12 protein-coding genes, 4 tRNA genes and 1 riboswitch are annotated in these 19,351 nt (G+C 40.0%); of the genes, 10 read left to right on the top strand and 6 right to left on the bottom strand.

Annotation, left to right across the window (positions count from 1 at the left end):
* Positions 1-38 precede the first annotated feature (38 nt).
* The 3 genes from CBW18_RS01735 to CBW18_RS01725 all read right to left on the bottom strand — a co-directional run bounded on the left by CBW18_RS01735 (position 39) and on the right by CBW18_RS01725 (position 1,496).
* Complete coding sequence (locus tag CBW18_RS01735; protein WP_088299526.1) at positions 39-1,058, bottom strand: hypothetical protein; 1,020 nt, start codon at positions 1,056-1,058, stop codon at positions 39-41.
* A gap of 208 nt (positions 1,059-1,266) precedes the next feature.
* Positions 1,267-1,338, bottom strand: a tRNA-Glu gene (locus CBW18_RS01730).
* Between the two features lie 85 nt (positions 1,339-1,423).
* Positions 1,424-1,496 (bottom strand) — tRNA-Met (locus CBW18_RS01725).
* Between the two features lie 1,086 nt (positions 1,497-2,582).
* Here CBW18_RS01725 and CBW18_RS01720 point away from each other — a divergent pair.
* The 3 genes from CBW18_RS01720 (at position 2,583) to CBW18_RS01710 (ending at position 7,162) form a co-directional block, all read left to right on the top strand.
* Positions 2,583-3,770: a glycoside hydrolase family 30 beta sandwich domain-containing protein gene (locus CBW18_RS01720; protein WP_088299525.1), complete on the top strand. Its 1,188-nt coding sequence runs from the start codon at positions 2,583-2,585 to the stop codon at positions 3,768-3,770.
* Positions 3,771-3,804: 34 nt separating this feature from the next.
* Positions 3,805-6,045 carry a trypsin-like peptidase domain-containing protein gene (locus CBW18_RS01715; protein WP_088299524.1) on the top strand — a complete coding sequence of 747 codons (2,241 nt, stop codon included), beginning with the start codon at positions 3,805-3,807 and terminating at the stop codon, positions 6,043-6,045.
* 172 nt (positions 6,046-6,217) lie between these two features.
* Entirely contained in the window at positions 6,218-7,162 is a 945-nt protein-coding gene (locus CBW18_RS01710; protein WP_140418616.1) for a hypothetical protein, read from the top strand.
* A gap of 352 nt (positions 7,163-7,514) precedes the next feature.
* On the opposite strand, the gene CBW18_RS01705 is transcribed toward CBW18_RS01710, so the two are convergent.
* Together CBW18_RS01705 and CBW18_RS01700 are read right to left on the bottom strand one after the other, a co-directional pair.
* Positions 7,515-7,586, bottom strand: a tRNA-Glu gene (locus CBW18_RS01705).
* A gap of 87 nt (positions 7,587-7,673) precedes the next feature.
* Positions 7,674-7,746: transfer RNA gene (locus CBW18_RS01700), tRNA-Met, on the bottom strand.
* 113 nt (positions 7,747-7,859) lie between these two features.
* Here CBW18_RS01700 and era point away from each other — a divergent pair.
* The 3 genes from era (at position 7,860) to CBW18_RS01685 (ending at position 10,894) form a co-directional block, all read left to right on the top strand.
* On the top strand, positions 7,860-8,756 hold the full coding sequence (gene era, locus CBW18_RS01695; RefSeq protein ID WP_088299522.1) for a GTPase Era: 897 nt from the start codon (positions 7,860-7,862) through the stop codon (positions 8,754-8,756).
* A gap of 130 nt (positions 8,757-8,886) precedes the next feature.
* Positions 8,887-10,188: a ribosome biogenesis GTPase Der gene (der, locus tag CBW18_RS01690; RefSeq protein WP_088299521.1), complete on the top strand. Its 1,302-nt coding sequence runs from the start codon at positions 8,887-8,889 to the stop codon at positions 10,186-10,188.
* 196 nt (positions 10,189-10,384) lie between these two features.
* Positions 10,385-10,894, top strand: coding sequence for an N-acetyltransferase (locus CBW18_RS01685; RefSeq protein ID WP_216359178.1), 510 nt, complete (start codon positions 10,385-10,387; stop codon positions 10,892-10,894).
* 62 nt (positions 10,895-10,956) lie between these two features.
* Here the strand turns inward: CBW18_RS01685 and CBW18_RS01680 are convergent, their stop codons facing one another.
* Complete coding sequence (locus CBW18_RS01680) at positions 10,957-12,564, bottom strand: S41 family peptidase (RefSeq protein WP_088299520.1); 1,608 nt, start codon at positions 12,562-12,564, stop codon at positions 10,957-10,959.
* Positions 12,565-12,752: 188 nt separating this feature from the next.
* Here CBW18_RS01680 and murQ point away from each other — a divergent pair, with 188 nt between their 5' ends.
* The 4 genes from murQ (at position 12,753) to metH (ending at position 19,087) form a co-directional block, all read left to right on the top strand.
* A complete protein-coding gene (gene murQ / locus CBW18_RS01675) occupies positions 12,753-13,556 on the top strand; it encodes an N-acetylmuramic acid 6-phosphate etherase (protein WP_088299519.1) in 804 nt (267 codons plus the stop codon).
* A gap of 96 nt (positions 13,557-13,652) precedes the next feature.
* A complete protein-coding gene (locus CBW18_RS01670; protein WP_088299518.1) occupies positions 13,653-14,219 on the top strand; it encodes a hypothetical protein in 567 nt (188 codons plus the stop codon).
* Between the two features lie 38 nt (positions 14,220-14,257).
* The gene (locus CBW18_RS01665; RefSeq protein ID WP_088299517.1) at positions 14,258-14,995 is read left to right on the top strand and encodes a Bax inhibitor-1/YccA family protein; all 738 of its coding nucleotides are present in this window, start codon (positions 14,258-14,260) and stop codon (positions 14,993-14,995) included.
* A 152-nt stretch (positions 14,996-15,147) separates the two neighbouring features.
* Positions 15,148-15,251: riboswitch (SAM riboswitch) on the top strand.
* A gap of 137 nt (positions 15,252-15,388) precedes the next feature.
* Positions 15,389-19,087 (top strand): methionine synthase, encoded by a 3,699-nt coding sequence (gene metH / locus CBW18_RS01660; protein ID WP_088299516.1) that lies wholly within the window; start codon positions 15,389-15,391, stop codon positions 19,085-19,087.
* Positions 19,088-19,351 lie beyond the last annotated feature (264 nt).

Here is a 19,351-nt window from a genome sequence, read left to right as displayed (position 1 = left end):
CAGCATCTTGACTACTAATTTTATCTCTATTCCAATGCCTAATAAAAATTCGATGTTTGCGGGATTTCGACCTGGGGATCATGATCCTTTACCACGATGTTCGCAAACGGCGCTGTTTGCCTGAAAGCCACCGTATCTGCTGGCGTATTGGCTACAAAAACGGCTAATTTTCCGTTGGTAAAACTGTCATTGTGGATGGTAGAGGGTTTAATGGCCAGTGCTGATCCATCAGCAGGAATCCTGAATGTGGTAAACCTGATCTGAGGATCACTTTTCCCTGCAGCTTCAACCTTACGGCCCAGTGTAACTTTCGCCTCACAAAAAACTTCTCCGTTTATAGTTGGTTTGGGCAGAAAAATATGCGGGAAGGGATGGTGTTCCACAAACAGGCCACCACCACCAATAGGTGAGAGGGCATAGTTACGGATGTAGTCAGGTAAAGAGGTGTCGTATTCCATGCCAAATAAGGTATCTTCAAAACCCAGATAAAATGCTTCTTGTGGCTTCAGCAATTTTGCGCCGTAAAAGGCAAGTGTTTCCTCATAATCAGGATGGGTCACATCAAGCACCGGGAAAATGACTGCATTTTCATTCACATACAGTGAGCCGGTGGCGCCAAATACGTTCGCTGAGGGATCAAGATTGGGTAGCTTCCCGCCATCTTCACTGCTGACCCAATTGGAATGAACTAAAACTGCATTACCGTCTTTAACGTGCTGATGGTTAGCTGCAAGGGTTTCCAGCTGTTCAATCAGGCTGACTTCAGGCGGGTTCGTGGAGATAACCTTTACTCCGGTACCTTCATTCGGCGTTAAAACCACCTGATCGCCTTTTTTAATGGGACCATAAATTCCTGTGGTAGTCATGAGTGGAACACCCTCCCGGCTTTCTCTGATCACAACAGCATCGTTCAAAAAAAGGATATTATCCTTGAGGTCTTGATGGGAGATTTTAATCTCCACGGTTTGCCATTTTCGTTGGGCGAGGATTTCTTTTAATTTATCGTCGGTCACGGGTTTTACATCCGGTGCATAGGATGTTCTGAATACGGAGCTCATGAGTGGCGTTTTAGATGAGAGTTTGAGGTGTTAATTTAAATGGTTAGATCAGCGTAATGATGCCTGATGTTTTCTGAATAAAATTAAACTTTAAAATGTAATTATTCAAGATCAGAGACATAATTATTTCAGGAAATGGGATGTCCGGTCAGCTATTTTATGGACTTAAAAGCAAAAATCCCGCTCTACTTATCGTAAAGCGGGATCGTAGCCCGTAGGGGAATCGAACCCCTGTTTCCAGAATGAAAATCTGGCGTCCTCACCCCTAGACGAACGGGCCATTTTTTAAGTGCTGAGTCTTATAGTTCTTCGTCTTGAGTCAGCTGACTTTGGACTTGGTACTGATGACTTCAGACTACTTTTAGTAGCGGGGACACGACTCGAACGTGCGACCTTCGGGTTATGAGCCCGACGAGCTACCAACTGCTCCACCCCGCACTCTATAGCTTCAAATTTTCTTTGTTTGAAGGAGTGCAAAGGTATACAATATTTTTGCTTTTCAAAAGGCTTAGCTAAATTTTATTCGATATTTAAATTATCTGCTTGATTTTTAGTGGATTATTTTTGTACTGATTTGTGTTGGCCTTGCAAACGACAATACAAAAAGAATTTGCTCATCTACATGGATCATCAGTCTTGGTGTCGCCGGAAATAATTTGGATTTCACATCTCCCGCAAAGTGTTTCCCTGGTAAGCCCTAGCTTGCGCGCAACGTCATTAAATAGGCTTTTATTCATAGAATTATCGTGATGTAATTAATCACATACATGCTACTAACTTATGTGTATTTAAAATTATTTAAGCGGTGATGGGTGTAGTTAATCTTTGTTGAACATTTGAACTGCTAATTTAATAATTATTACCCTAAACTAAAATGATAAGCCTATACATTTGAACTGCTAATCAATAGTTAAATTGGTTTTTAGTGCCCTTTTAGCATAAGATTAAATGTCTATACCAGCTAAAAATGTATAATTGAATTTTGAATATATTCAATTTTGAAATGAATAAAAATGTAGGATTTATATTTTAAAATATGTAGGATAAAAAATTATTAAATGTAGTTGTTCTATAAATTCATTTTTGGGTAAATGAGTATTTAAGCCAATACATGCAAAAAACAAAAAGTGTATTTCTTGATAAGTACTGCAATTATACAGCAATTTGAATCTGTCCTTTATGATTTGGTATAACATGATGTTTGATGTTGCATTTTTATAGCATTACAATAAAATAAAAGGAAGTATTTACAGTTGTATCGTTAATGATTTTATATAAGCTTAATTGATGTTGTAGTGAAAAATTTTTAAGAGGCTGGTAATTGCAAATAAATAGGATGATGAATAATTATAAATATCCGCATGCATATTGCCAATTGTGGCCCAGCAGAAATATCTGTCAAAATATATTGTACTCAACAAATTCAGACACTAAAAGAAAGGAGGGGCATTCAAGTAAGTAACCTTATACGATTTTTCAACATTAGCGACTATCTATCTTAAACAAAACCTTAATCGAGCAATTATGAAATTTAAAATTTGTGTTATCGCTATTGCGGTATTTTTACTACACGGCTGTTCAAAAGAAAAGCAGCAAAGTGTAGAAAATGTTGAACCGCAGTTAAAAGGACTGGCATCCATTGATGGCAATACCTATTATCAAACCATTGACGGGCTGGGCTTTTCCAGTGCATGGTGTGGTACGCTTACGGCTGCCAAAAATGATGCACTTTATAATACACTGGGCTTTTCTTTGTTAAGGGTTCGTTTCGACCAGAATAATGCATGGGCCGATGAAACGAACAATGCTGCTGCGGCACACGCCCGGGGCGCTAAAGTATTAGGCTGCCCCTGGAAAATACCTGACGCTTACCGCTCAGGCAATACCATTCCGTCTAGCCAGTATGTTAATTTCTGCAACTGGCTGGGTAGTGCTGCTTCAGCCATCAATTGTGATTTCGTATCCATCAAAAATGAGCCTGATGGTTCTTCGGAAGATGGCAATTTGGATGGATACCAGATACGTGACATTATCAAAGCAGGCGGATCAAATATTGGCAAACCCATTGCCTGTGCTGATGCCATTAATTTTAATGATACCTATACTGATCCAACATTGAACGATGCCGCCGCTGCTGCTAAAATTTCTTATGTTTCCGGGCATCTTTATGGTGGTGGGAATAATGTACACCAAAATGCGCTAAATAAGGGAAAACGTATTTGGATGACAGAATACTATGTGGCCAATAGCCGTGATAATATGGATAACTGTTTAGTTTTAGCTAAAAACATTAATGATTGTATGAACAACCAATTTAGTGCTTACTATTTTTGGTGGGTAAATGATAATGATGCAAGCGTTAACCTGGTTAATCAAAGCGGTACAATTTACAAAGCCGGCTACACTGGCGGTCAGTTTGCCAAATGGATAAGGCCGGGAAAACAAAGAATAGCCTGTACCTATAATCCTACCCCTAATGTTTATTTAACGGCCTACCGTGGAGGTGGATTGGTAATAGTAGCTGTTAATACAGGTGCTTCTGCAGTAAGCCAGTCTTTTTCGGTTGCTAACGTTAGTGGTATTGGTTCACTGAATGTTCATCGCACATCGAGTAATGAAAACATGTCTTCGATAGGATCAGTTCCTGTTTCAGGTAATGCATTTACGTATACACTTCCTGCAAAAAGTATTACTACCTTTCACCAATTTTAGCCGGCAGTACGTTTTATTGTAATAAGCAATAAAAATGCCGGATACTACCTTCAACGGCATGGAACATTATCGTTTCATGCCGTTGATATTTCCAAAAAATGAAGAAAAAGCAGATTTCTATTTTAACAGTATATGCAGCGGATTTGTTTATCTTAATGTGTTTATGAAGTTTATCCGCCATTGTTTTGTAGTCCTGTTGTCAATACTGGCATGCAGTTATTGTACGGTTGCACAAACTTATAATGATGCCATCCCTATGAGCATTGCCGCCGGAATTACGCCTTTAAAAAATTACGAAACCTTAAGCGGCAGTAGCAAAGGAAAGGCGGAGTTATTGAGTCATAATGCATTACAAGATGCGGCGGGTATAAAATCTTATCAGTTTGCAGAACGCGTAAACGTTAACCTTAACCCTGAAAATTCTGGCCATTGGGATCAAACCACACAGGGCAGGGTTTGGCGCTTAGGCATACATGGCGTCAATGCATATTCCATTTACCTGACTTTTAATTCACTGAAGCTATCAAAAGGTGTCACGCTGTTTGTATACAACAAAGGTTTAAGGCAGTTAAGAAAGTATCATCAAAAAAGCAGTGTAAACAGTCACATCTCATTGGCTCCCGTTTCCGGAGATACAATCATGCTGGAACTGAATATACCTCATCAGGTAACTGATTATGGAAACATTCAATTATCGAAAGTATATTTAGATAGAACCGGCATTTTTAAAGCGGGAACCAAAAATGTTTCTGTCTCTTGCAATCAAAATATAAATTGCGAAAATGGTATTAACTGGTTAACCGACAAAAGGGCCGTATGTAAAATTATTACTGATGGTAACCTAAGCTCAGGTACACTTATCGGCAATACTGCAAAAGACAAACAACCGTATCTGCTAACATCTTTTCATACCATTTTCGATGAAAGTCATGCAGAAGAATCTGTGTTTATATTTAATTATGAATATGATTGCGAACAATCATCAATTAGCGACGACAAGACCATTTCGGGCGCCAAACTTGTGGCCGCAGCTGATCAACTTGACTTTTCCCTGCTCAAGCTCAATGAAGTACCTCCGGCCTCTTTTCGTCCTTATTATGCAGGTTGGGATGTAAGGGATATTCAACCAGAAGCCGGTGTTTGCATCCATCATCCTGGTGGCAGGTATAAGCAAATTGCAATAGATTATAATCAACTTCATTCGGCAACATTCAATACCGATTATATCACCAATTCTTCGTGGCAGGTTGTGAAATGGGATATTGGCGCTACTGCGCCTGGTTCTTCAGGAGCACCGCTTTACAACCCACAACATAGGCTGGTGGGCAGTTTAACAGGCGGGTATTCTTCCTGCAATTCACAAGGCAGCGATTATTTTAATAAGTTAAGTGTCTCTTACACTTCCGTTGCAAAAATAGGAAATAGGCTGATCGAATTGCTTGATCCCTTACAGCGGGGGGCAAGCTTTATGGATGGCTACGACCCTTATGGGTTTAACGCTGAACAATGTGATACGGTTTCTCATATCAGGGTTAACGAAAAAACAGCTTACAACCTGACTGAAAAGCCTTCCGATTACTTATCGGCAACCTCTTCTGTCATGTTTGCCGAGAAATTCACCCTACCTGGCTATTTGCTTTTGCCAGGCTTTTATTTAAATGTTGCACAGTTAGGAGCTTTTAGTCAAACATCCAGTATAAAAATAAAGATATGGGAAGATGGAAGCTTGCCCGGGCAGGAGATTTACACCAAGAGTATTTTTTTGAAAGAACTAAAAGCGGGGGCGGTCAATCACATTTTGCTTGATTCTGTTTTAAAATTAACCTCAGGTTTTTATATTGGCTACCAGTTAATGGATGATAACAAAGATGGGTTTGCAGTATATCATTCTGCAAATCGTGGTAAAACAGGTCCGTCGACCATGTATGTTTATGATGGTGCCTGGCATAATATTAATTCAATTGACAAAATGAATTACTCCGCTTCCATGTCAATTGGCATCGTGGAGTGTTATGGCAAAACAGATGAATTGCAGCCGGATGCTTTATTGCTGTTTCCTAATCCTTGCAGTCAATATATAAATATTAAGGTGCCGCTGGCATTTACGATTGAAGGAATTGACTGCTATGATATAAGTGGCCGCAGGCATGCTGTAAACTATCAACCCTCAGAGGTATCTAAACGTATTTATTTCAATCTTTCACCAGGGTTATATATCTTGGTTGTAAAGGGCTCGGGCATGCAGCTGTCATCCAAATTTGTGGTGGCTAACTAATCCAAGCCTTGCATAACAACGGCTCAATTATAGCCTTATTCAACAGGACTTAAGTATGCAAAACCTACCATCCTGAACTTTTTATCTTCTTTGGTGCTTTGGGTGCTGTATTCGTATCTGGTTCAAAATAATGTTTCGAACAAATCAATTGTACGGATGTTAATAGTTTCATATGGAAAAACCAGCTGGCTTAAGTTTGCGAGGTACAACAATATCTGAGTTAATGGAATTTCGGTATGATACTGTCATTCATGAGCAGCAGTTCTTTCAAATTACTTTTAAGCGCTTTTTATTAAATTCACTACCTGATCTTGATTTAAATGAGCCCGAAAGTTTAAACAATACGCCTATTACGCTTCACTTTAAATCCGCATCTGGCAAAATTAAGCAAGTTACAGCGAACATCATTGTCCTGAAATGCATAGATAAACCTGGCCATTCACCTGAAGTTAGTATCTCAGGAACTTTTTACAGTCCTGAAGGTAAGTTCCCAAAGCTTAATCGCTTGGTGTTATTTGCGATTGTATTACCTATTTTTTTGACAGGACTTGTATTCCTTTATGTTGACCATCTGCGCCATGAACTGGTAGAAAAAAAGGGCACCGTTGGGTCTTATGGTATAGCTTCTTCTTATAAGGGAAGGAGAAATTATAATTTCAAAATCATTCCTTTCAAGGCTAGCTTTAATCGTGGCTATTACCAGTCGGTTTTTGATACCCCATCGGAGCACATCAATGAACTCTTTACGGTCGATAATGATGGTGATCGTGCCAACGGTACTGGTCAGCCTGTACGGTTTTACGTATTTGAAACTGATGTTGACAAACTATCCGACAAGGCCGAAACGATCACCTTTTTCAATCTGCAGCATGCCAAAAGCTCCTACTCCGGTGTAGATCAATTCCTTGATGTATTATATTATGTTAAAGGTCATCTATGGCGCTACCTGATACTGATCATTTATGCATTTATGGAAATGGCTGCTATTGGATTTGTTTTTTATTATTATAAGATGTTCGCTTTTTATCACGACGGAAGAAAAAGGATTCTTTTCTGGAGCTTTATAGCTTTGGTCGCAATCCTTAACATGCCAATTATTTTAATTTTCCTTTTATAGTTTCCGTCATATATTAGATCAGGGAAATCGTTTTAAAAGTATGATTTTTTGGTAAAATGCCATATTTATAATTAATTAGGGTGAAATGGCCTATTCAAATTCCGACGATATCCTAAACTGCTTTATTAACAGATCTACAAATGCATCTGCAGCGTCTTTCGATGCAAAGATCAAAGCTTTCAGCGCAACATCAAGAGGGGATAATGAATAATTTCTTCTTATTCAGATGATCAAAAGTATATACCTGGAATTAATCCCCAAAAAATCTTATACTTTTTAACATATTTGTAAAACATAAAAGGCTGAAAATCATTGATTTTCAGCCTTTTAAAAACTTTGATGATAATAAGTGTAGCCCGTAGGGGAATCGAACCCCTGTTTCCAGAATGAAAATCTGGCGTCCTCACCCCTAGACGAACGGGCCATTTTTTAAGTCTTGAGTCCTATAGTTCTTAGTCTGGAGTCAGATATACTTTAGACTTGGTACTGATGACTTTAGACTGCCTTTTAGTAGCGGGGACACGACTCGAACGTGCGACCTTCGGGTTATGAGCCCGACGAGCTACCAACTGCTCCACCCCGCATTATATACAACTCGTTTTTTCTTTGAATTAAATCCTTAACGCTATTTCCGAATTGGAATGCAAAGATATAATTCGTTTCTTTGTGCTGCAAATTTTTTTTAAAAAATATTTCAATGGCGCATAAAGCAGGTTTTGTTAGTATAATAGGTAAACCGAATGTAGGTAAATCCACCCTCATGAATGTGCTTGTAGGCGAGCGACTTAGCATTATTACACCTAAAGCGCAAACCACAAGGCACCGTATCCTGGGTATTGTAAATGAAGAAGAATATCAGATTGTTTTTTCTGATACTCCCGGTATCATTAAACCAAAATACAGTTTGCAGGAAAGTATGATGAGCTTTGTAAACGGCTCATTAACTGATGCAGATGTACTTTTGTTTGTAACCGATATCAATGAAACACATGATGAAGATGATGTGCTGGATAAAATCCTCAACAGGGATATCCCAACCATTGTACTCATTAATAAAATAGATAAAGCATTACAGGAGCAGGTAGATGAAAAGATTGCGTATTGGCAGGAGAAGCTGAATCCGGTTTCCATTTATGCCATATCGGCCCTGCATAAGCACAATGTTGCTGGCTTACTGGATCGTGTTTTGGAAATGCTGCCTGAGCACCCGCCTTATTATGATAAAGAAGATTTGACTGATCGTTCAGAGCGTTTCTTCGTTTCGGAAATCGTTCGCGAAAAAATCTTCCTGAATTACCAGAAGGAAATTCCTTACAGTACAGAGGTGATTGTGAAGAGCTTTAAAGATGAGGCACTCAAAAACGGAAAAGGCCAGATGGTGAGAATCAGTGCTGAAATTGTAGTCGAACGCGATTCACAAAAAAATATTCTGATCGGTACCGGCGGCAGTATGCTGAAAAAGGTAGGTACAGAAGCACGGATAGAAATCGAGAAATTTTTAGATTCCAAAGTGTTTCTGGAGCTGTTTGTAAAAGTAATTCCGGATTGGAGAAGTAAAAAGAACTACTTAAAAAGCTTTGGTTACGATAATTAACCGTACCTTTGCAGCCCGAAATGAATCGGTTAGTAGTTGATAGTCAATGGCTGATAGCCAAATAGTTTAAGCAGCTTGCTTAAGCACCACGACCGTTAACTATAAGCCATTAACTATCAATAGAACACCCATGAGTAATATTATCGCCATCGTAGGCAGGCCAAACGTAGGCAAAAGTACCCTTTTTAACAGATTAACCGAAAGTCGTAAAGCCATCGTTGATGATGTGAGCGGTGTAACCCGCGACAGGCATTATGGCGTAGGGGAGTGGACCAACAGACAATTTACCGTAATTGATACTGGTGGTTATGTGGCCAACTCCGAAGATGTTTATGAAGCAGCGATCCGTGAGCAGGTAATGATTGCCATTGAAGAGGCCAGCGTGCTGGTTTTTATGGTAGACGTTACCACTGGCATTACTGATCTGGATGATGATATTGCGCAAGTACTTCGCCGCAGTAATAAACCCGTATTTGTTTGTGCCAATAAGGTGGATAATACGGCCTTATATAGTGAAATCAGTACTTTTTATGGATTCGGATTGGGCGAGATTTATCCCCTTTCTTCCATGACCGGTTCCGGAACAGGAGAGTTATTGGATGATGTGGTTAAACATTTTGAAGATATTCCGGAAGAAGAAAATCAATTGCCAAAAATTACCATTGCAGGCAGGCCGAATGTAGGTAAATCGTCTTTGGTTAATGCGCTGATTGGTAAAGAAAGAAATATTGTAACAGCGAATGCAGGCACCACCCGCGATTCCATCAAAATTCATTATAACCAGTTTGGCCATGAATTTATGTTGATCGATACAGCTGGTTTACGTAAAAAAACCAAGGTTAAGGAAAATCTGGAATTTTATTCGGTCATGCGTACCATCAAAGCTTTGGAAGAAGCCGATGTGGTGGTGTTAATGATCGATGCCCAGGAAGGAATTGAAAGCCAGGATATCAATATTTTCCACCTGGCCGAAAAAAATAAAAAAGGTATCGTAATCCTGGTAAACAAATGGGATCTGATTGAAAAAAATACGCAGACGATGAAAGCTTTTGAAGAGCAGATTCATGAGCGTATCCGTCCATTTACTGATGTGCCGATCGTGTTTACATCGGTATTGAATAAGCAAAGAATCTTTAAAGCCATTGAAGCTGCTTTGGAAGTGGCTAAAAACAGGGGTAAAAAAATTCCGACATCAAAATTAAATGATGTGATGTTACCACTGATTGAAAAATTCCCGCCACCAGCATTAAAAGGGAAACACATCAAGATTAAATACATCACACAGATCAATGGCACATCTCCTATGTTTGCGTTTTTCTGTAACCTGCCTCAATATATTAAAGATCCGTACAAACGTTTCATTGAGAATAAATTAAGGGAGAACTTTAATTTCTCCGGTGCACCAATTCAGATCTTCTTCAGGCAGAAATAAGCTGTTTAAAAGCTGAAAGTATATTTAAAAATAATAGAAAAGCAGGGACAGCATTCCATAGGGCGTTGCAGCCCTGCTTTTTGTTTCAATCTTTTTGCGAATGTCAGCCCTGAAAATGATGAGGATGAATAGCAAAAAGTATTTCCACGTCAATCAGGTTTAAACAATTAAGTCTGAATTCCATATCTTCGCTGCCATGCAAATCGAAGTCAAAAACAGCCTTTTATCAGATTTTGACACGATATTTAAATTTTATGATATCGCTGTTGCCCATCAGAAAAAGGTATTTCATAAACATTGGCAGGGATTCAGTGCAGAACTGGTGGAAACGGAAATTGCTGAAAACCGACAGTATAAAATACTGGTGGATGGTGTAGTGGCTTGTGTTTTTGCAGTTACGTTTAATGATCAGCTGATTTGGGGTGACCGGGATCATGAAGCCATCTATATCCACAGGATTGTAAGTCATCCCGATTTCCGTGGGCAATCCTTTGTGAAAAAAATCATTAGCTGGGCCAAACAATATGCCACAGCACACCAGATTAAATATATCCGCATGGATACCTGGGCAGATAATAAAAAACTATTGGATTACTATACCAGTTGTGGTTTTGATGATGTTGGTGTAGTGACGATGGCAAAAACGGATGGTTTACCCAGGCATTATGAAGGCATAAGTTTGAGTTTGTTCGAAATCGAAGTATAAGATCAATATCCAGCTAATCTTTGAATCATAAAATTGGCCTGCTTTTGAAACCTGTCTGTGATTTACTGAAGATTGGTTAAAGCCTGTCTTACCGCATTATCCGTTTGATTAACAGATCGGTAGTAGCCCACGTCTCCCAGATAGTAGCGGCAGAGCAGGGCTTTTAAATCGTTCAGGATAATTGATTTTGCAGCATAAAGCTGAAAGCGGTCTATAGTTACATTTTTTCTTTGCAAGTAGCCTATAAAATCTTTAAACTCATTATCACTCAGGGCAAAATTATTAATATTTTGTTCTACAAAAGCAGCACTATAGCGGTTGGTCAATACATTAAAAACATAATCAGACAGCACTTTTTTGCTCACCAGGTTAGCGTAAAACTTGTTATATCCGGTAGTATCCAGTTTTACAAAAATGTCTGGCTGAATCCCGCCAACAGTTTTAGCCCTTTTATGTTGCTGCATATTAACACCCTCACTTTTTTCTATCGAATCCTGAAAGGAGGTGTGATCACCGGTTAACTCCCCGTCAAGCATCCTTTCATCAAGCTCATGTTTGTACGCATCATATCCTTTTTTATATGATTTCTGAATGCTTCGCCCAGATGGCGTATAATAGCGGGCAATAGTTAAATTTAAGGCAGAGCCATCTCCAAAAGCAAACTGTTCCTGAACGAGTCCTTTTCCGAAAGACCGCCGACCTACAATTATTCCACGGCCCAGATCCTGAATGGCACCTGCAACGATTTCACTTGCTGATGCGGTGTTTTCATTGATTAGGATGGCAAGCTTCCCATTTTGAAAGGCTCCTGTCCCGGTCGAATAATAATCTGTGCGGGGTTCGTGCTTACCCTGGGTGTATACAATTAATTTATTTTCAGGCAGAAACTGATCGGCCAGGCCTGTAGCTGCAGAAAAGTAACCGCCGCCATTATCACGTAAATCAAGGATCAGCTTTTTCATTCCTTTTGCCTTTAGGTTTGCGGCCGCGGCTGCGAAATCACCGTCTGTATTGGCACCGAATTTACTAATCCTCACGTACCCGGTTTCCGGGTTCATCATGTAGGCAGCGTCAATGCTGCTGATATTCACTTTACCCCGGGTAACCATCAGCCGGCTTTGTACCTGTGTGCCGCTGCGCAATAAGGTAACGCCCACGCCGCTACCAGCCTTTCCCCTGAATCTTCCTGTTAATTGTTCTTTTGGTAAATTTCTGCCACTAACCATAGTGGTATCGATCACCAGGATTTTATCACCCAGCTTAATGCCCGCCTGATATGCAGGTCCATCTTTCACCACGCCTGTTACCATCATGGTGTCGTTCAGCATATAGTATTCAATGCCAACACCCTCAAAATTCCCTTCCAGGTTATTGGTCATGTCTTGCGCATCGGTAGGAGGCAAATATACACTGTGTGGATCCAGCTGGTGGAGTACACTATCAATAGGTAAGTTTTGCAGCGAATCTGTATTGATATCATCTACATAGTTTTTATTGATGATATGCAGAATTTCTTCCAGTTTTTCATCACTATTGCTGGCCAGTTGAGGTCTTCTGGTAACGCCAAATCCCTGATCTTTAATAAACTTAATACCCAAATACATTCCTGCTATCAAAATCACAGAATAGCTGATGGCAATCAGTATGTTTTTTCGGGTATTCTTTTTCATTGGCGTTAGGCAAATTTATGAAAATAAGCGGGTTGATATATTTTTAACTGCAATTTCTTGTCTTTTGTTTATAATATTTCACATAAATTAACAGTATAACATCTGCTCTATCAGGTGGCAATCTATATTTTTAAATTTTTAGGGTAGATTTTAGAAAGAATTTACCGAATTTTATCAAAAATAAATTTATGAATAGAGTTACCGAGCAAGAATCAAATTATAACCACATTGATGAAATGTCGGTAATGGAAGTTTTGCAGGGGATTAACAATGAAGACAAAACCGTAGCCTTTGCTGTTGAAAAATCTTTGCCTCAGATTGAGAAATTAACTTCGGCCGTTGCCGAGAGAATGAAAAAGGGCGGTCGGCTTTTTTATATAGGAGCAGGTACCAGCGGCCGCTTAGGTGTGGTAGATGCGTCCGAATGTCCACCAACTTATGGTGTTCCTTTCGATACTGTAGTTGGTATTATTGCCGGCGGGGATTCTGCCATCAGAAAGGCTGTAGAATTTGCTGAAGATGACAGCCTGCAGGCCTGGAAAGATTTACAGGCATTTCATATTAATGAAAAGGATTGCCTGGTGGGTTTAGCTGCATCCGGCACCACACCATATGTGGTTGGAGGTTTAAATACAGCACGCCAGCATGGAGTTTTAACAGGTTGCATTGTCTGCAATACTGATGGACCCATTGCTGCAGCGTCTGATTTTCCGGTAGAAGTGGTCGTTGGACCTGAATTTATTACCGGTTCTACGCGAATGAAATCGGGCACAGCACAAAAATTGGTTTTAAATATGCTGAGTACCACCGTAATGGTGCAATTGGGGCGTGTGGTTGGAAACAAAATGGTAGATATGCAGTTAACTAATCATAAACTGGTTGATCGCGGAACGCAAATGGTAGCTGATGAATTAAATGTGAGCTATGAAATAGCTGCAGATTTGCTGAGTAAACATGGAAGTGTGCGTAAAGCGGTAGAAGCAGGACACTGAGAAATGTTAGAATGAGAGAAGGATGGAATGATTGAATTTGGAAGTAATTGTAGCATTCTCTCATTCAAAATTCACTCATTCAATAATTAAAAAAACATGCACGAGATAGAGCCGTATTACCAGTGGAGAGATGATTATATCTCGGCAGAGGATGAGCGATCGCCATTCTACAATACCGAATACTCTGAACTGTACTTTGATAAGCAGATCTATAATTTTCTGTTGCACCCGCAATGGGATGAGTTTGGTTCCAATACCTTGTACATGAAAGTATTGTATGCGGATTATGATAGAGGTTACGCGATTATTGAGTTTATCGGCGAATGGAATGATGCCATCAACAACGACATCATGTTGCTGAAACGCGATATTTTGGAACTCATGATGGATGAAGGCATTAATAAGTTTGTATTAATCGGAGAAAATGTATTGAACTTTCATTCATCAGACGATAGTTATTATGAAGAATGGTTTCAGGAAGTGGAAGATGGCTGGATTGTTGGGGTAAATTTCCAGGAACATGTTGTCAGGGAGTTTAAAGATAACAACATTGATTATTACATTAATTTTGGAGGTGCTTTCGATCACCTGCCCTGGCGTACACTAAAACCGTTACAGTTCTTCAAAAAAGTTGAAGAATTGCTGACAAAAAGACTGAATTAAAGTATTATTTTTATAATTATTTAAATACACAAATAAAAATGGAACAACAAAATTATCAATATCAGGGCAATAGCGTGTTCGTGCAGGAAAACACAGTGTCTAAAAAATTCTTTGCCAGCGTATTCTTATGGATGTTCGTTGCTTTGTTAATATCAAGTGCTTCTGCATTTGTATTGGCAAATTCGCCAGGAATTTTATCTTATTTAGTAGCTGAAAAAGGATTTACCGTATTTGGATACATTGCCATCTTTGCACCACTGGGTTTAGTGATGTTGATGGGTGCCGCTATGCAAAGATTATCCTTCCCGGCATTAGTGGGTATTTTTCTGTTGTATTCTTTACTAACAGGTGTGATGTTGGGCTTTATTCTTTTAATTTACACAACAACATCTATTGCCATTTGCTTCGTTGCAGCAGCCGTTATTTTTGCTGTAATGGCCATCATGGGATACACTACAGATGTTGATTTAAGTAAATTCGGACCAATACTAATGGCTGGCGTAATCGGTTTGGTTATCGTAAGTCTGATCAACTTCTTTATCGGCAGCGAAACGCTGAACTACATTTTAGGCTTTGTTGGTGTGGCTATTTTTACTGCGCTTACCGCTTACAAGGTTCAGGAAATTAAAAGAATTGGTGAAGGTTTGGATGAAAGCGGAAATGAAATTGCATTGGCTGACAGCAAAAAATTAGCAATAATGGGTGCCTTGTCACTTTATATCACATTCATTAACTTATTTGTTTCTTTACTACGTCTCTTCGGTAGCAGAAGATAATTCACTAAATTCTGACCGCTGGATTTATCTGGTTTCAGGTTAATGACAAAACAATATTTTAAAGGCCGTGCATATTTGCATGGCCTTTGTAATTTTATTTGGCAGCGAAGCGATAAATTTTGGAAATGATGTTGCTTTGTTGCATTTTTGTATGCTTATTAAGAAAGACGGAGGGATTAGACCCAACGAAGTCTTAGCAACCTGTGCCAACAAGGTGCTACATTCTAATCTCGGTTAACCGGGAGAAAGATAAGTTAAGGAAGTACGATCCATGTGCCAACTTTTTGAATAAGCTTTTTTGAGATTTGAGAAATTAGATTTGAGATTTGAGGCCAATTATAAATGTCTTAATTTCTCAGATCACTCCTCTCGTCTCTCACATCTAATAACAGAATGAGCATAAGAGAAGAATTAGAAAAACGTATTTTAGTCATCGATGGTGCGATGGGCACGATGATTCAACGTTATACGCTTACCGAAGAAGATTTTAGAGGGGAACGGTTTAAGGATCATCCTTGCGATGTGAAAGGCAATAATGATTTGCTGAACATCACCCGTCCGGATATTATCAAAGCCATACATCTAGAATATTTAGCCGCTGGCGCAGATATTATCGAAACCAATACCTTTAGTACGCAAAGAATCTCCATGGCGGATTACCAGATGGAAGATTTGTCGTATGAATTGAGTTATGAAGGTGCTAAAGTGGCAAAAGAAGCGGCAGATGAGTTTATGGCTGCTAATCCAGATCGTAAGTGTTTCGTTGCCGGTGCCATTGGCCCAACCAATAGAACGCTTTCCATGTCGCCCAATGTAAATGATCCGGGTTACCGGGCGGTTTACTTTGATGAATTGGAGACCGCTTATTACGAGCAGGTACGTGGTTTGGTAGATGGTGGATCAGATGTATTGCTGATTGAAACCATTTTCGATACGCTGAATGCCAAAGTGGCTATTGTGGCCATCAAAAAATATGAAGAAGTTATTGGCCGTAAATTGGAGATTATGATTTCCGGTACGATTACCGATGCTTCTGGTCGGACCCTATCCGGACAAACTGCCGAGGCTTTTTTAAACTCAGTGATGCACGCAAAACCTTTAAGTATAGGTTTCAACTGTGCGTTGGGTGCGAAAGAAATGCGTCCGCATATTGAAGAGTTAGCCGCAAAAGCGGGATGTTACGTTTCTGCCTATCCAAATGCAGGTTTGCCCAATGAATTTGGTGCTTATGATGAGCAACCGCATGAGACAGCACACTTAGTAGATGACTTTATCGCTTCTGGCTTTGTTAATATTGTAGGAGGTTGCTGTGGTACCACGCCCGAACATATCGGCTGTATCGCGGCGAATGCCAGAAAAGCATCACCAAGAAAAATTCCGGAAATTCAGCCGTTTATGCGGTTAAGTGGCCTGGAGCCCGTAACCATTACGCCTGAAAGTATTTTCGTAAATGTTGGGGAAAGAACCAATATTACCGGTTCGCCTAAATTTTCGAAGCTGATTTTAGGGGGTGATTACGAAGCTGCGCTCGCCGTGGCCTTGCAACAGGTTGAAGGTGGCGCACAGGTGATTGATGTGAACATGGACGAGGGAATGCTGGATTCGGAAGCAGCCATGACCAAATTTTTAAACCTGATCGCCTCCGAACCCGACATTGCGAAGTTGCCCATCATGGTCGATTCCTCTAAATGGTCGGTGATTGAAAATGGTTTGAAATGCCTGCAGGGAAAAGGAATTGTGAATTCAATCTCTTTAAAAGAAGGCGAGGATAAATTCCGCGAAAGTGCCCGTAAAATTATGCAATACGGTGCTGCTGTAGTGGTGATGGCTTTCGATGAACAAGGCCAGGCCGATAACTACGAGCGCAGAAAAGAGATTTGTAAAAGAAGTTATGATATTTTGGTGCATGAAATTGGATTTCCTGCGGAAGATATCATCTTCGACCCCAACATTTTAACCGTTGCCACCGGACTGGAAGAGCACAATAACTATGCTGTTGATTTTATCAATGCCACCCGTTGGATCAAAGAAAATCTCCCGCATGCTAAAGTGAGCGGCGGGGTTTCTAATATTTCATTCTCATTCAGGGGAAACAATACTGTTAGGGAAGCCATGCACTCGGCTTTTCTCTATCACGCCATTCAGGCAGGCCTGGATATGGGGATTGTAAATGCAGGGATGCTCGAAGTTTACCAGGAAATTCCACCTGAACTTCTGGAACGTGTAGAGGATGTATTGCTCAACCGGAGAGATGATGCCACCGAACGTTTGGTAGAATATGCCGATACCGTAAAATCAAAAGGTAAGGAAGTGGTTAAGGATGAGGAATGGAGAAAGGGCTCAGTGGAAGAAAGATTATCACATTCTTTAGTTAAAGGAATTGTAGAATACCTGGATGATGATGTAGAAGAAGCACGACAGAAATATGCCCGTCCGATTCAGGTGATTGAAGGGCCGCTGATGGATGGGATGAATATTGTTGGTGATTTATTCGGCGCCGGGAAAATGTTTTTGCCCCAGGTGGTAAAATCTGCTCGTGTAATGAAAAAGGCTGTGGCGTATTTATTGCCGTTCATTGAGCAGGAAAAACTGGATAATCCGGATCAGAATCAAAGTTCATCAGCCGGAAAAGTGCTGATGGCTACCGTAAAAGGTGATGTGCATGATATTGGTAAAAATATCGTAGGCGTAGTTTTAGCCTGTAATAACTTTGAAATTGTAGATATGGGCGTGATGGTTCCGGCACAGGAAATCATCAAAAAAGCCAAAGAAATTAATGCAGATATTATTGGACTAAGCGGATTGATTACGCCATCTTTAGACGAAATGGTTCACTTTGCCAAGGAGATGGAACGTGAAGGCTTTACCATTCCATTGATTATTGGTGGTGCTACTACATCCAGAATTCATGCTGCTGTTAAGGTGGCTCCAAATTATTCAGGGCCAGCCATTCATGTGCTTGATGCTTCCAGAAGTGTAACAGTTTGCAGTACCTTAATGAATCCGGAAACAAAGGATGATTATGTAGCAGGCATCAGGGCTGAGTATGATAAAGCCCGCGAAGCGCATTTAAACAAGCGTTCTGATAAGCGCTTTAAAACGCTTGAACAGGCACGGGGAAATAAATTTAAGATCGATTTTAAACCAGATCTTCCTGTACCCGAATTTACCGGAATCCGGGTATTTGATCATTATCCATTGGAAGAACTCGTTCCTTACATTGATTGGACACCGTTTTTCCACACATGGGAACTTCGCGGAAGCTATCCTAAAATCTTTGATGATAAAAACGTAGGTGACGAAGCCAAAAAACTCTTTGATGATGCACAAAAGTTATTGAAGCGGATTCTGGATGAAAAATTACTGACCGCCAGAGGGGTGATTGGTTTTTGGCCGGCAAATGCGGTTGGAGACGATATTGAGTTGAGAGTTGAGAGTATAGAGTTGGGAGACTCCAAACTCCAAACTCCAAACCCCAAACTGGTAACCATACACACCCTTCGCCAGCAGGCAGAAAAAGTTGACGGACAACCTTATTATGCCTTATCAGATTTTATAGCGCCGAAAGAAAGTGGTATTCAGGATTATTTTGGTGGCTTTGCAGTAACTACAGGTATTGGAATTGATGCACTGGTTGATGAATTTGAATCAAACCATGATGATTACAACAGCATTATGGCAAAGGCCCTGGCTGATCGTTTGGCGGAAGCTTTTGCCGAACGCATGCATGAGCGGGTACGTAAAGAATATTGGGGTTATGCCAAAGATGAGGATCTTTCAAACGCTGAATTAATTAAAGAGGAATATGCCGGAATTCGTCCCGCACCTGGTTATCCGGCCTGTCCGGAACACACGGAAAAAGGTACTTTATTTGAATTGTTAGATGCTGAAAACCAGATCGGACTTCGTTTAACAGAAAGTTATGCCATGTATCCAACGGCGGCAGTGAGTGGGTTTTATTTCGCACATCCTGAATCCAGGTATTTCGGATTGGGCAAAATTACCAAAGACCAGATTGAAGATTATGCCCTGCGTAAAAATATGTCAATAGAAGAAGTAGAAAGATGGCTGAGTCCGAATTTGGCTTATTAAGGTTTTGGGTTATGAGTTGAAGGTTACCGCTTTGGATGTATAGAATGCGATAGGCTATAGCAAAGGTTCAGATGGAAAAAGAAAAGAAAAATTATACTGATTTAGATGTTTGGAAACAGGCTAGAATCTTATCAAAAGAAGTTTATTTGGCATCTTCTGATTTCCTAACAAAGAAAGATTTGGCCTGATGAGCCCGATCAGAAGCTAGAGGTTCTGTTTACAAAGTCGAAACACAATTGTATTTTTTATGATTTGAATTTTATC

Source organism: Pedobacter sp. AJM (assembly GCF_002197755.1).
Classification (GTDB): Bacteria; Bacteroidota; Bacteroidia; order Sphingobacteriales; family Sphingobacteriaceae; genus Pedobacter.
The sequence above is the reverse complement of the archived record's forward strand: the minus strand, read 5'-3'. Positions and strand labels throughout refer to the sequence as shown.